This window comes from Pseudomonas sp. 22526 (assembly GCF_052044735.1).
In the GTDB taxonomy this organism is placed as follows: Bacteria; Pseudomonadota; Gammaproteobacteria; order Pseudomonadales; family Pseudomonadaceae; genus Aquipseudomonas; species Aquipseudomonas piscium.
Genome location: NZ_JBQENK010000005.1, coordinates 334794 through 350029, shown reverse-complemented (window position 1 = coordinate 350029; position 15236 = coordinate 334794). Strand labels below are relative to the sequence as shown.

The window sequence follows — 15236 nt, the reverse complement described above, 5'->3', positions numbered from 1 at the left end:
CGCAGCGCCAACCGCCTGGCCCGAGCCCTGATCGCCCGTGGCGTCGGCCCGGAGGTGCGGGTGGCGATTGCCATGCCGCGCAGCGCGGAAATCATGGTGGCCTTCCTCGCGGTACTCAAGGCCGGCGGCGTCTATGTGCCGCTGGATGTGGAATACCCGCGCGATCGCCTGCTGTACATGATGCAGGACAGCCGCGCCAAATTGCTGCTGACCCATACCGCGGTGCAGCAACAGCTGCCGATTCCGGACGGGCTGGACAGTCTGGCGGTGGACCGCACCCAGGACTGGGCAGGGGAGGACGACAGCGCACCGAACGTGGCCCTGGACGGCGACAACCTCGCCTACGTGATCTACACCTCCGGCTCCACCGGCATGCCGAAAGGCGTGGCGGTATCCCACGGTCCGCTGGTGGCGCACATCATCGCCACCGGCGAACGTTATGAAATGACTCCGGCGGATTGCGAGCTGCACTTCATGTCGTTTGCCTTCGATGGTTCCCACGAAGGCTGGATGCACCCACTGATCAACGGTGCCCGGGTACTGATCCGCGACGACAGCCTGTGGCTGCCGGAGCACACCTATGCGCAGATGCATCGCCATGGCGTCACCGTCGGTGTGTTCCCACCGGTGTACCTGCAACAACTGGCCGAGCATGCCGAACGTGACGGCAACCCACCGGCGGTACGGGTGTATTGTTTCGGTGGCGACGCCGTGGCGCAGTCCAGCTATGACCTGGCCTGGCGTGCCTTGCGTCCGACCTACCTGTTCAACGGTTACGGTCCGACCGAAACCGTGGTCACGCCACTGCTGTGGAAAGCCCGCAAAGGCGACCCATGTGGCGCGGCCTATGCACCGATTGGCGAACTGCTGGGCAACCGCAGCGGTTATGTGCTGGACGCCCAATTGAACCTGCAACCGATCGGTGTCGCCGGTGAGCTGTACCTCGGTGGTGAAGGCGTGGCCCGCGGTTACCTGGAGCGTCCGGCGCTGACTGCCGAGCGTTTTGTCCCGGACCCGTTCGGTGCTCCAGGCAGCCGTGTGTACCGCAGCGGCGACCTGACCCGTGGCCGTCCGGACGGTGTGGTGGATTACCTGGGTCGGGTCGACCATCAGGTGAAGATCCGCGGTTTCCGTATCGAACTGGGCGAGATCGAAGCGCGCCTGCGCGAGCAGGATGCGGTACGCGAAGCCGTGGTGGTGGCCCAGGATGGGCCGAGCGGCAAGCAGTTGGTGGGTTACATCGTTGCCCTGGACCCGACAGTGGCCGCGGATAGCGCCGCCCAGGCGACTTGCCGCGAAACCCTGCGCCGGGCGCTGAAGGCCCGCCTGCCGGACTATATGGTGCCGGCGCACCTGCTGTTCCTCGAACAGATGCCGCTGACCCCCAACGGCAAGCTGGACCGCAAGGGCCTGCCACTGCCGGACGCCAGCCTGCTGCAACAGGAGTACGTGGCGCCGCAGAGCGAACTGGAACAACAGATCGCGGCGATCTGGGCCGAGGTCCTGCGCCTGCCCCAGGTCGGCCTGAACGACAACTTCTTCGAACTGGGCGGTGACTCGATCATCTCGATCCAGGTGGTCAGCCGCGCCCGTCAGGCGGGCATCCGCTTCACGCCCAAGGACCTGTTCCAGCACCAGACCGTGCAGAGCCTGGCCGCGGTCGCGCGCCAGGGGGCCGAGGGGCTGTCGATCGATCAGGCCGCGCTGAGCGGCGAACTGTTGCTGCTGCCGATCCAGCAGGCGTTCTTCGAGGACGAGATCGCCGAACGTCATCACTGGAACCAGTCGGTGGTGCTGCAAACCCATGAACGCCTGGACCCGGCGATCCTCACCCAGGCCCTGCAAGCGCTGATCGTGCAGCACGATGCGCTGCGTTCGCAGTTCGTCGCCGATGCCTCCGGCTGGCACGCGGCTTATCGCCCGGTGGAGCAGCATCAGGCCGAGCAGGTGCTGTGGCAGAGCGCGCTGCAAGGTGTCGAGGAACTCGCCGCCCTCGGCGACGAAGCCCAGCGCAGCCTGGACCTCGGCGCGGGCCCGCTGTTGCGCGCGGTCCTCGCCGAGCTGGCCGACGGTTCCCAGCGCTTGCTGCTGGTGATCCATCACCTGGTGGTGGACGGGGTGTCGTGGCGCATCCTGCTGGAGGACCTGCAGAGTGCCTATCGCCAGGTGGCCCGTGGCGCCGCCGTGGTGCTGCCGGCCAAGACCAGTTCGACCCGCGACTGGGCCCAGCGCCTGCAGGGTTATGCCCAGGGCGCGGCCCTGGAGCGCGAGCTGGCCTGGTGGCAGGAGCAATTGCAGGACGCCCGGGCCGAGCTGCCATGCGCCAACCCGGACGCCAGCCTGAGCAACCGCCACGCCCTGAGCGTGACCACCCACCTGGACCAGGACTTCACCCGCAAGCTGTTGCAGGATGCGCCGGCGGCCTATCGCACCCAGATCAACGATCTGCTGTTGACTGCCCTGGCGCGGGTCATCGGGCGCTGGAGCGGCCACGAGTCGACTCTGATCCGCCTGGAAGGCCACGGTCGCGAAGACCTGTTCGACGACATCGACCTGACGCGCACGGTGGGCTGGTTCACCAGTATCTATCCGGTGAAGCTGGTGCCGGCGCAAACCCTGGCCGACTCGCTCAAGGCAATCAAGGAGCAGCTGCGGGCGATTCCCGACAAGGGCATCGGTTTCGGCGCCCTGCGTTACCTGGGCAGTCCGCAGATCCGTGAAGCGCTGGGCCAGCTGCCGCGGCCGCGGATCACCTTCAACTACCTCGGCCAGTTCGATGCCAGCTTCGAGGGCGGCGAGGCCGAAGGGCTGTTCGCGCCGTCCGGCGACTCCGCCGGCGCCGAGCAGAGCCCGGAGGCGTCGCTGGGCAACTGGCTGGAAATCAACGGTCAGGTCTACGGCGGCGAGTTGAACCTGAACTGGAGCTTCAGCCAGGCAATGTTCGACGAGGCGACTATCCAGCGACTGGCCGACGACTACGCCGCAGAACTCAAGGCGCTGATCGAGCATTGCTGCCAGCCCGAAAGCCGCGGCGCCACGCCGTCGGACTTCCCGCTGGCCAGACTGGACCAGGAACAACTGGACGGCCTGCAGTTGCCGATCCAGCAGGTCGAGGACATCTATCCGCTGTCGCCGATGCAGCAGGGCATGCTGTTCCAGTCTCTGTACGGGCAAGGTTCGGGCGACTACATCAACCAGATGCGGGTCGATGTGCAGGGCCTGGACGTCGGGCGCTTCCAGGCGGCCTGGCAGGTGGCGCTGGAGCACCACGATATCCTGCGCAGCGGTTTCCTCTGGCAGGCGGAGCTTACGCAGCCGCTGCAAGTGGTCTACAAGCAGCTGCAAGTGCCCCTGGTCGAACATGACTGGCAGCACCGCGCGGACCAGGCGCAAGCCCTCGACAACCTGGCCGAAGCGGCCAGGACCCAGGGCTTCGTCCTGGAACAGGCACCTTTGCTGAGCCTGGTGGTGGTGCGCACCGGTGCCGACAGCCATCACCTGATCTACACCAACCACCACATCCTGATGGACGGCTGGAGCGGTTCGCAGCTGTTCGGCGAGGTGTTGCAACACTATGCCGGCGAGACCCTGCGCGCGCCTGTCGGGCGTTATCGCGACTACATCGCCTGGCTGCAGGCACAGGACCGCTCGATCAGCGAAACCTTCTGGAAAGGCCAGCTGGCCGGCCTCGAGGAGCCGACGCGGCTGGCCCGTGGCGTGGCCCAGGACGCGAGTGTCGCGCTGGTCAACGGCGCCCACCGCCTGAGCCTCGACCAGGACCAGACCGAGCGCCTCAAGGCCTTTGCCCAGGGCAGCAAGGTCACCCTCAACACCCTGGTGCAAAGTGCCTGGCTGCTGCTTCTGCAGCGCCATACCGGCCAGCGCACCGTTGCCTTCGGGGCGACGGTGGCGGGGCGTCCGGCGGAATTGCAGGGGATCGAGCAACAGGTCGGCCTGTTCATCAACACCCTGCCGGTGGTGGCCACGCCAAGCCCGCAGATGTGGGTGGGCGAATGGCTGCAACAGCTTCAGGAGCAGAACCTGCGCCTGCGCGAGCAGGAGCACACGCCTTTGTTCGAAATCCAGCGCTGGGTCGGGCTGGGTGGCGAGGCGCTGTTCGACAGCATCCTGGTGTTCGAGAACTACCCGGTGTCCGAGGCACTGGAGCAGGGTTCGCCAGCGGGCCTGCGCTTCGGCGCCATCGAGAGCCTGGAGCAGACCCACTATCCATTGACTGTGTTGCTGGCCATCGGCGAAACCCTGGTGCTGGAATTCAACTATGACCGCCAGGCTTTCGGCGCGCGGGACATCGAGCAACTGGCCGAGCACTTCCAGCAACTGCTGCTGGCCCTGGCCACGCCTGAGCCGCAGCGTCTCGCGGACCTGCCGTCGTTGCCGGCCGCGCAGCGCCAGCAGATGGTCCATGACTGGAACGCGACGGCCCGCGATTATCCGCTGCAACGTGGCGTGCACCAGCTTATCGAAGAGCAGGTGCTGCGGACCCCGGATGCGCCGGCGCTGGCCTTTGCCGAGCAGCAGCTGAGTTATGCCCAGCTGAACCGCCGCGCCAACCGCCTGGCCCATCGCCTGATGGCCGCCGGCGTCGGCCCCGATGTACTGGTGGGGCTGGCGGTGGAGCGTTCCATCGAGATGGTGGTCGGCTTGCTGGCGGTGCTCAAGGCCGGTGGCGCCTATGTGCCGCTGGACCCGGAATATCCGCGCGAACGCCTGGCCTACATGCTCGAAGACAGCGCGGTGAAGCTGCTGCTGACCCAGGATCACCTGCTGCAACGCCTGCCGATCCCGCAAGGCCTGGAGTGCCTGGTGCTGGATCAGGGGCAGATGCAAAGCGGCCTCGAAGGCTACAGCGAGGACAATCCGCAGGTGGCGCTGGACGGCGAAAACCTCGCCTACGTGATCTACACCTCCGGTTCCACCGGGCAACCCAAGGGCGCGGGCAACCGTCATTCGGCACTGACCAACCGCCTGTGCTGGATGCAGGAAGCCTATGGCCTGGACGCGCGCGACACGGTCTTGCAGAAGACCCCGTTCAGCTTCGACGTGTCGGTGTGGGAGTTCTTCTGGCCGCTGATGACCGGCTCGCGCCTGGTGGTGGCGGCGCCGGGGGATCACCGTGATCCGGAAAAGCTGGTGCGCCTGATCAACCGGCAGCAGGTCACGACCCTGCACTTCGTGCCTTCGATGTTGCAGGCGTTTCTACAGGATCCGGCCGTGGCTTCCTGCCACAGCCTGCAAAGGATTGTCTGCAGCGGCGAGGCCTTGCCGGTGGATGCCCAGCAGCAAGTCTTCGACAAACTGCCAGCCGCTTGCTTGTACAACCTCTACGGCCCGACCGAGGCGGCGATCGACGTCACCCACTGGACCTGTGTCGACGAGGGCCGGGACGCGGTGCCGATCGGTGTGCCGATCGCCAACCTGGGCTGCTACGTGCTGGACAGCAATCTTGAACCGGTGCCGGTGGGTGTGCTGGGCGAGCTGTACCTGGGCGGGGTCGGCCTGGCCCGTGGTTACCACCGGCGGCCGAGCCTGAGCGCCGAGCGTTTCGTGGCTCATCCGTTCGTCAGTGGCGAGCGCATGTATCGCACCGGCGACCTGGCCCGCTACCGCGCCGACGGGGTGATCGAATACGCCGGGCGTATCGACCATCAGGTCAAGCTGCGCGGCTTGCGCATCGAGCTGGGCGAGATCGAAGCCCGTCTGCTGGAACACGACCTGGTGCGTGAGGCCGCGGTGCTGGCGGTGGAAGGCAAGCATCTGGTGGGCTACCTGGTGCTGCAAGAACACCGTGACGATTGGCGTGACACCCTGGCCGCGCACCTGACGGCCCAACTGCCGGACTACATGGTGCCGGCGCAATGGGTGCTGCTGGAGCAGATGCCGCTGAGCCCCAACGGCAAGCTGGACCGCAAGGCGCTGCCGAAACCGGACGCGCAGCAGGGCACGCAGGACTACGAAGCGCCGCAAAGCGAGCTGGAGCACCAGCTCGCGGCGATCTGGAGCGAGGTGCTGGGCGTGGAGCGTGTCGGCCGGAGCGACAACTTCTTCGAACTGGGCGGCCATTCGCTGCTGGTGCTGATGCTCAAGGAGCGGATCCGCAAGGCCAGCGGCATCGGCCTGTCGGTCAGCCAGCTGATGCTCAACCCGACCGTGCGTGGCCAGGTCAATTGCCTGGAAGGCAACGCGCGCAGTTCGTTGATCGTCAAGCTCAACAGCCAGACCCAGGGCACCCCGCTGTACCTGTTCCACCCAAGCTACGGCTCGGTGCATTGCTACAAGGCCATCGCCCTGGCGCTGCGTGAGCAGCGGCCGGTGATGGGCGTGATCTGCCGGGCCCTGGCCGAGCAGGGCGCTGAGGTGCCGAGCTGGGAAGCCATGGTCGAGGACTACAGCAGGCAACTGCTGGACGCCCAGCCGCAGGGCGCCTTCCGCCTGGCCGGATGGTCCCTGGGCGGCAACCTGGCGCTGGAAGTCGCCTACGCCCTGGAACAGGCCGGCCGGCAGGTCGAGATTGTCGGCTGGATCGACTCCGCGCCGCCGTTCTGGCTCAAGCCGTACTGGGACGCGGCGGTGATCAGCGACGAGCGCGAGGTTTCGGCCAACGAAAGACGGGTGGCCCTGCTCGGGGTGATGTTCGGTGAATTCGCCGAGCCGATCCGCCAGTCCTGGCTGGACTGCCAGGCGGGGTCGGCGGACGAGGCCGAGCAATGGAGCCGGTTCTGCGCCTGGGCCGAACAGACCCTGGGCGATGCCTTCCGCGAGATCAAGGAAGAGTTGCTGCGAGGCAACGAGGCCGAGATCTCCTGGGAAGTCGACCGGACCCTGACCGAGCGTCTGGCGCAGGCCGACTTCAAGCCGATCAAGGCGCCGATCAGCTGCTGGTGGGCGGGCCTGAGCCGGGCCGGCCAGCACAAGGAACTGATCGAGTCGAGCATGCGGCAGGTCATCGGCCAGTCCTGTGTGGTGCGTTCGGTGGTGATCGATACCGACCATGACCGGATCATCGACAACGCCGAGTTCGTGGAGAGCTTTGCCGCCGCGATGGAGTAACCCCAGCAGGAACAAAAACGCCCCCGGCCACATCCGTGACCGGGGGCGTTTTTGTTTGTACGGCAGCACAGAAGCGCAATGTAGCCGCTGCCGAGCCTTGGCGAGGCTGCGCTCGACTGCGCAGCAGTCGCCAAACCAGACGCCCGCGCAGTCCAGGCCCACCACGTCGCCAGCTTTACGGGGCTACGCCCCGATCGCAGCCTGCAGCAGCGGCTACAGGTATGGCTTGTAGCCGCTGCCGAGCCCCGGCGAGGCAGCGATCGACTGCGCAGCGGTCGCCAAACCAGACGCCAGTGCAGTTCAGGCCTACCGCGTCGCCAGCTTTACGGGGCTACGCCCCGATCGCAGCCTGCGGCAGCGGCTACAGGGGGCCAAGGAATCCTGGGCAAACAAAAACGCCCTGGGAAGGTGGAACCTTTCCAGGGCGTGGGGGACGTGCAGGGCGGGGTATCAGAAGTCCCAGCGGGTAGTGACCATGACGTTGCGTGGTTCGCCGTAGATGGCCGAGTTATAGAAGCCGACGTTGGTGTAGTAGTACTTGTCGAAGATGTTGTTGACGTTGAGCGTCGCCGACAGGTTCTTGGTGATCTGGTAGCGGGTCATCAGGTCCACCACCCAGTAGGATTCCTGGGTGATGTCTTCATTCACGCCCTTGGGGCTGTTCCAGATTTGCTGCCAGGCCTTGTTCTGCCAGCGGGCACCGCCGCCGATGGTCATCTTGTCCAGGTCGCCAGTGAGCTTGTAGGTGGTGTAGAGGCTGAGCTGATCTTCGGGCTCGAAGGTCGAGAGCTTCACATCGTTGTCGTCGCGTACCACCTTGTGGGTGTAGCCGCCCTGCACCTGCCAGCCCGGGGCCAGCTCGCCGGACACTTCCAGCTCGTAGCCCTTGGTGGTCGCCTTGCTGCCCTTGAACGCGTAGTTGGACGGCGTCGGCGTCTGGTTGTTGTAGGCGTCGTCCGGTACCGAACGGTTGGTTTCCTTGACCTCGAAGTAGGCCAGGCTGGCGTTCAGGCGACCGTCGAAGAAGTCGCTCTTGATGCCGATTTCGTAGTTTTCGCCTTCATCCGGCTCGATCAACTTGTTGTCGCGGTCGCGGTTGAAGTTCTCCTGGGGCATGAACACGTCGGTGTAGCTGGCGTAGACCGAGAAGTTCTCGTTCAGGTCGTAGATTGCCCCGGCGTAGGGAATGAAGCGCCCGGATTCGGTGTAGGTCGGGGTCAGGCCGGTCAGGCTGTAGTTGACCACGCGGCCGCCCAGCAGGACTTTCAGGTCGTCGGTCACGTTCAGGCGGGTGGTCATGTAGACGCCGGTCTGGCGGATCACGTCGTCGGTGCGCTGCGACACCGGGCCCCAGTCGGGCTTGGGCAGGTTGCCGTGCCAGTTGTTGTAGTCCACACGGTTGGGTACCGAGAAGGTTTCGTCCCAGTAACCCTTGCCTTTCCAGTGGGCCTTGCTGATCGAACCGCCGAGCACCAGGTCGTGGTCGCGGCCGAGCATGCTGAACGGACCGCTGACATAGAGGTCAGCCGAGTCGCTGGTGGTGTCGCCCTTGTAGCGCTGTGCGTTGATTTCGGCGCTGCCGTCGGGCTGCGGCTGGTCGAACTGGATGGAACCCATCTGGGCGTCATAGCCGTTGTACTTGTGGTCCAGTTGCAGCTTGGTCACCCAGCCGTCGCCCAGGTCGTGTTCCAGGGTGGCGAAGACGGTGCGGGTGTACTGCTGCCAGCTGCTCCAGTCGGTGGCGTTGCTGAACGAGCGTTTGGCGTCGTTGCGCTCGCCCTTGGAGTTGAGCAGCGGGAAGCTGCCGGACCAGGTGGAACCCCTGGGGTCGTTGTCCTGATAGTCGGCGCCCACGGTCAGCAGGGTGTCGGGCGACAGGTCGAACTCGAGGATGCCGTAGAACACCAAGTTCTTGGTCGAGTAGCGGTCGATGAACGAATGCTTGTCCTGGTAGGCGGCCACGGCCCGGCCGCGGACGTTGCCGGTCTCGGTCAGCGGGCCGCTGACATCCAGTTCGCTGCGGTAGTTGTCCCAGGAGCCCGCGCCCAGGGTGGCGTGGCCCTGGAAGTCGGCGGTGGGCTTCTTGCGCACCAGGTTGATGGTGCCGCCCAGGGAGCCGGCGCCGCTGAGCAGGCCGGAAGCGCCCTTGAGCACTTCGATGCGGTCGTAGATCGCCATGTCGCTCAGGGTGTTGCCTGCCGAATAGGCGACGTTGCGCACGGCGGAGGGAATGCCGTCGTACTGGAAGTTGTTGATCGAGAAACCGCGGGAGTAGTAGTTGGTCCGGTCGGTGTCGAACGCCGACACAGTGATGCCCGGGGTATGGCGCATGACGGCGTCGACGCTGTTGAGGGCAAAGTCATCCATGTGCTGGCGGGTGACCACGCTGATCGACTGTGGGGTCTCGCGCAGGGTCAGCGGCAGGCGGGTGGCGGTGGCGATGGTGCCCGGGGTGTAGGAGCCGGTGCCTTCGGTCACGTTGCCCAACTGGTTGGCGGTCACTTGCGTCGGGCTCAACTCGAGACCCTCGGAGCCGCTACTGAGGGCGCTGAGGGTCAGCGAGTTGCCTTGCAGGCTGTATTGGATACCGCTGCCGGTCAGCAGGATGCCGATGGCCCGTTGCGCGTCCATCTTGCCCTTCACCGCGGTGCTCTGCTTGCCTTGCACGTCCTGCGGGCTATAGAGGACCTGCAGGTTGGTCTGCCGTCCGAACTCCTGCAGGGCACTGCCTAGAGATTGCACAGGAATGTCCAGCTCGATCTCTTGGGCCTGTACATAGCCGGCTACCGGCAGCGACACCGCAAGGGCCAATGCGCTGGGGAGAAGCTTGATGTTCAGGGCCTTTCGCATGGATAGCGCTTTACTCAGGGGACTGAGACCGAGTACTGCTGGCATGGATGCGTTCTCTTCTATGTATAGGTTGGCAGGTGCTGGTATTTATTGCGGTTAATTCTCATTACCGATAGTGAGACGTTCATCCATGAACAAACCGGAAAAAAAGATTCAGGCCGGTTGCATTTCGTGCACCACCTGGCCCGCGCGCAGACGGACCAGCTGGTCGGCGATATCGAAATAACGATCGTCGTGACTGATCACGATGATGGTCTTGCCCAGGCGCTTGAGATCCGGCAGCAGCTCGGTGTAGAAAATCCGCCGGAAGGCCGGGTCCTGGTCCGCCGCCCATTCGTCGAACACCAGCACCGGGCGCCCTTCGAGCCAGGCGTTGACCAGGGCCAGGCGCTTGCGTTGGCCGGTGGACAGGTCGGTGGTGGTGAAGGCGCCGTCCTTGATGCTGACCTTGTGCGCGATCTCCAGGCGGTCCAGGTATTGGGTGGCACTGTCCAGTGATTGCTGGCCGCCGCCCTGGACCAGGTCGTCGAACAGGTAGTAGTCGGCGAACACGGTGGTGAACAGCTGGCGGTAGTCGTCCCGGGCCGGGTCGGTCACGGCCTCGCCGTTCAGGCGTATTTCCCCGGCCTGAGGTTGGTACAGCCCCAGCAGTAGCTTGATCAGGGTGGTCTTGCCGCAGCCGTTCTCGCCGACGATGAAGACGATGTCGCCCTGCTTGATGTCCAGGTCGATCGGCCCCAGGTGGAAGGGTTCGCTGCCTTCCACCGGCGGCGGGCTGTAGCTCACGCCGCGCAACTCCAGGCTGTGCACCACCGGTTTCGGCGCCTCGGTAGCGTCCAGCAGCAGATGGGGTTCGGGGGAGGAGAAGCGCTCGGACAGTTCGCTGATGCGGCCAAAGGCGATCTTTGCCTTGCCCACCACTGGCAGGTAGGCCACCAGGTTTTCCAGCGGGCCTTTCATGTACAGCAGCACCAGCACGAAGCCGGTGATCACGGTCGGGTCCGGGTTCGGGTTGTAGGCCTGCATGGCCAGGGCCAGGCCGATGACCACGAAGAACAGCATCGAGCCGAAGGTCTTGGCCAGGATATAGATGTTCACCGAACGCACCTGGATCGAGGCGATGCGATCCGCGGTTTCCTGGATGCGGTGAGTGTTCATCCGGTAGCGGCGCGGCCGGTGCATGCGCAATTCCTTGGCGCCCGAGGCAATGGCGTTGTAGTAGCGCTGCAGCTCGTCTTCCTGGTCGCGGGCCAGGTCGAAGCCGCGGATGCCTTTGCCGCCGGCCACGTACTGCACACTGGTGCCGATGAGGATGGCGACCACCATCATCAGGAACATCGGCACCGACAGATACGCCAGGTAGCCCAGGCAGCCGAGGGTGACGGTGGCGGCGATGGCCAGCGGAGTGAAGGCGAAGGAAAAGTCGCTGATGGTGTCGACGTCGTGGGTCAGCACCGGGATCAGGCGGTGGGAGCGGTAGCGTTCGATCTGGGTGATGGGCGCCGAGAGTACTTTTTCCCCCAGGTCCTTGCGCAGCGCGGCAATGATGCGCTGGCCCACGTAGTTGGTGCCGATGTCCGAGACGATCGAGCTGGTCAGCGCCAGCAGGCACAGGGCGGCGAAGGTCAGCACCACGCCCTGGGTCATGCCGGTCTGCGAGTGCAGGGCGTTATTGATGGTGGCCAGCAGCAGGGTGATGGCCAGGCCGCCGACCATGCCCAGGGCAACGGAAATCACGACAGTGGTGCGAAAGGGTCTGAGCAGGGCGAGCAATCCGTGGAAGGCTCCGCGCTTGGGGTCGGTCATAAGGGGTTCCCGGCAGTGGATGAGGGGTCGAGGCAGAAAGACCCGTACCCCTGACAGACGAACCGTTGGCGGCAGTATTTAGCTCGGCGCCGGGGCGCGGATAAATTGCTCGGCGCCTGCTTCGTTCTTGTTCTGTGGGCGCACGTGTATCGACGCAGTGCCTGATCCATTCAGCGAGAGCGAGCAAATGACGAAGAAGAATCTGGTGTATGTCTGGTCCCTGAGGAACGCGGCGGCCGACAAGGCGGGGCAGCCGGTGGCCTACAAGGATCACGAGCGCTACATGAAATCGGTGCTGGAGTTTTTGGTGGAGTCGCTGAACCAGACGCCCCTGGGCGAGGCCTACAACCTGGTGGGCGTGGTCTACGACGATGACGAGCAATCGCCACGGGACCAGCAACTGGTGAGCGACTACGGCTTCGCCTATCAGCCCGGCCGGCAGTGGCTGTACCCGGCGGACCTGCGGGTGCAGGGGCGCCTGGTCAACGACCTGCTGCTCAGCGTGCCGTCCACCTATCGCCGCCATCCGCGGGGCAGCGCCGAGCATATCGCCGGCAAGCAGGACTTCGAGCGCCGCCTGCACGACATCCTGGTGGAACTGAAGGCCGACATCGTGGTGCTCGACGGCCTGCTGGTGATTCTCGACGAGCTGGTGCGTCCGGGCGCGCCTTTCGCGCGGCGGATCATGAATATCCATCCGGGCATCACCCGCCTCGAGTCGCCCTATGAGCGTCGCGGTGCCTATGCCACCTGGAATGCGCTGTACGGTGCCCGTGGGCAGAAGGTGGTGGACTGGACCACGCGGGAAACCGAGCCGGTCGAGCCGCTGTACATGACCGGCGCTTCGTTCCACTACGTGGACAACGGCATCGATTCTGGCGAGGTGTTCCACGACGTGCTCAACACCGAGATCGCCCCCGAGGACACCATCCTCGAACTGCGCTGGAACAACTTCAACAACAGCCTGTTCCCGGCCTTGCATGAAGGCCTGGAACTGTTGGCCAAGCAGGGCTGAGCCCCTTTGGCGGGCGCCGGACCTGGCGCCCCGATCGCCACCTGTAGCCGCTGCCGCAGGCTGCGATCGGGGCGCAGCCCCGCAAACCTGACGACGCGGTATACCTGATGGGGGAGTTGTCTGGCCTGGCGCCCGCTGCGCGGGCGATCGCAGCCTCGCCATGGCTCGGCAGCGGCTACAGGGTCATTTTGTAGCCGCTGCCGCAGGCTGCGATCGGGGCGCAGCCCCGTAAAACCTGGCGACGCGGGAGCGGTGTTACAGCTCGCGTACCACGCGGAAACCGATCCAGTCGCCACGGGTGCTCGGGTAGATATTGTTGCGATTGCCCGAACGGGAGAACACCGGTGCTTCACCCCAGTCATTGCCACGGATCTGCAGCGATTCGCAGCCCGGCTCTACCCAGGCGCTGCCGTCGGTGGGCGCGCCCACATAGTTGGCGTGTTCGCAGTCGGCGATCCATTCATAGACATTGCCGTGCATGTCGTACATGCCGAACGTATTGGGCGGGTAGCTGCCCACTGGCGAGCTGAAGCTGTAGCCATCGGCCGGGCCATAGGTATTGGCGTGCTTGGCGATGCTGTAGCCCTTGCCTTCGTCGAACGGAAACGGAAAGGGACCCTTGGAGCCGGCGCGGGCGGCGTATTCGCGCTGGGCCTCGCTGACCATCGAATACTTGTGCCCGGTCTTTTTCGACAGCCAGGCGACATAGGCCTGCACGTCGGCGAAGTCCATGCACACCGCTGGCTGACGCGGCTCTTGCTTGTAGCGCGGCTTGCTGGCGATGCATTCACGGCCGGGGCGGGTATCGCCATTGGCGATGACCACGCCGGTCTGCTTGACGTAGCTGTCCCACTCGCCGGCGGTGATCTGGAAGCGGCTCATGGCAAAGGGCTTGGCGAAGGTCACGTCATGCATCGGGCCTTCGTCCGGTTCGCGGCCGACCTCGTCGTCCGGGGTGCCCATGGTGAAGGTGCCGGCGGGCAGCACGACCATTTCCGGGCAGTCCTTGCAGTCCTTGAACACCTGGCCCGGTTGCTGCGTGGCGGCTGATGCGCCCTGGCACAGCAGGCCGCCGAGCAGGGCGAGCAGGGAGGCGGCGCAGAGTCTTTGCAGGTTGCGGGACGGGGGCGTGGGGTGAGTCGGTTCAGTAGTCATGAGTCATCTCAAGGGTTGGCAAAGGTGGATCGCCGGTGGCGCGGTCTCAAAGGGTGCGGGCCAGCAAGTCCATGAAGCGGTCGATCTGCGCTTCGTCGTTGAGCAGCCCGGGCGCGGTGCGGATCACCGGGCCGACGTCGCGGTCCACGGCATCGACCACCGCGCGGTTTTTCATCAGGTAGGCGGCGACCGCGTCGCTGTCCTTGCCCTTGACCCGGAAGAAGGTGAAGCCGGCGGACAGCTCGGCGCTCAGCGGCGTCACCAGTTCGATCTGCGGATGTTGCTGCAGGCGTCGTTTCAGGTAGCTGTTGAGGCTGTGAATGCGTGCCTGGACCTCGGCCTTGCCCAGTTCCAGATGCAGCTTGAAGGCTTCGTCCAGCGCCCAGCGATGCTCGAAGGCGTGGTAGCCGCCGGGCGACATGGAGGTGGCGAAATTGTTGTCTTCGGAGAAGGTCGGCGTCATTGGGGTGACGTCCTTGATCTCCTCGGAGCGGGCGCAGACGATCCCGGTGCCGCGCGGGCCGAACATCCACTTGTGGGTGCCGGCGATAAAGAAGTCGCAATGCATGTCCGGGAAGCTCAGGTCTTCCACGCCGAAGCCGTGCACGCCGTCGACCACGTAGAGGATGCGCTCCTGCTCGGCGCGCTCGCGGTTGAGTTCCTCCACCAGCTGGCCGATCTGGCCGATCGGCAGTTTCACGCCGCTGCCGGATTGCACCCAGGTCATGCCCAGCACTCGGGTGTTGGGGCGGATACTGCGCTTGATCGAGCCCAGCACTTCGTCCGCCGATACTGTGTGGGCGTTTTCGAACAGCTTGATCTTGCGCACCTGGGTGCCTTGTTTTTTCACCCGGAAGTCCAGGCTGTACTCGGTGGAGTAGTGCTCGTGGACGGTGGTGAGGATCTCCTGGTCGGGGCGCACATGGATGCCGCCGTAGATCATCGCCAGGCCTTCGCTGGTGCTGCCGGTCAGGGCGATTTGCCCGGGCTTGGCGTTCAGGTAGCGCCCGGCCCACTTGCGCACCTCGGCTTCGCGCTTCCAGGTTTCCTCCAGCTCCCAGTCCATGGCCAGGCCGGGGTTGCGGTCGATGCTTGCGCGATGGCGCTCGATGGCATCGCGCACCGGCTTGGGGTGGGAGGTCACCAGGAAGTTGGAGAAGTGCAGGTAGTCCGGGTCCTGGTTGAACAGTTGACGCAGTTGCGTCCATTTGTCCCCGGACGCCAGCGTGCTGTCGCGGGCTGCGTCGGCCTGGGCCAGAGAGGCGAGGGCGGCATTGCCCAGGGGCAGGCTGGCGGCGAGGACGCCGGCCTGTTTGAGAAAGGTACGGCGGTCAGTCATGGT

General features: G+C 65.1%; 6 protein-coding genes. 2 read left to right on the top strand and 4 right to left on the bottom strand.

Features of this window, described 5'->3' with window-relative positions:
- Positions 1-7068, top strand: a 7068-nt coding sequence (locus tag ACTJKT_RS10460) for an amino acid adenylation domain-containing protein (protein WP_440787032.1), incomplete at its 5' end; no start/stop codon positions are given.
- Between the two features lie 450 nt (positions 7069-7518).
- Here ACTJKT_RS10460 and ACTJKT_RS10455 read toward each other — a convergent pair.
- Together ACTJKT_RS10455 and ACTJKT_RS10450 are read right to left on the bottom strand one after the other, a co-directional pair.
- Complete coding sequence (locus ACTJKT_RS10455; protein WP_440787031.1) at positions 7519-9918, bottom strand: TonB-dependent siderophore receptor; 2400 nt, start codon at positions 9916-9918, stop codon at positions 7519-7521.
- 153 nt (positions 9919-10071) lie between these two features.
- Positions 10072-11724, bottom strand: coding sequence for a cyclic peptide export ABC transporter (locus tag ACTJKT_RS10450; protein ID WP_440787030.1), 1653 nt, complete (start codon positions 11722-11724; stop codon positions 10072-10074).
- A gap of 187 nt (positions 11725-11911) precedes the next feature.
- Between ACTJKT_RS10450 and ACTJKT_RS10445 the strand changes: the two genes are divergently transcribed.
- Entirely contained in the window at positions 11912-12739 is an 828-nt protein-coding gene (locus ACTJKT_RS10445) for a N(5)-hydroxyornithine transformylase PvdF (protein WP_440787029.1), read from the top strand.
- A 255-nt stretch (positions 12740-12994) separates the two neighbouring features.
- Here ACTJKT_RS10445 and pvdO read toward each other — a convergent pair whose 3' ends face one another.
- A complete protein-coding gene (gene pvdO, locus ACTJKT_RS10440) occupies positions 12995-13894 on the bottom strand; it encodes a dihydropyoverdine dehydrogenase (protein ID WP_440787028.1) in 900 nt (299 codons plus the stop codon).
- 46 nt (positions 13895-13940) lie between these two features.
- Positions 13941-15233 (bottom strand): pyoverdine-tailoring periplasmic protein PvdN, encoded by a 1293-nt coding sequence (pvdN, locus tag ACTJKT_RS10435; protein ID WP_440787027.1) that lies wholly within the window; start codon positions 15231-15233, stop codon positions 13941-13943.
- Positions 15234-15236: the final 3 nt, after the last annotated feature.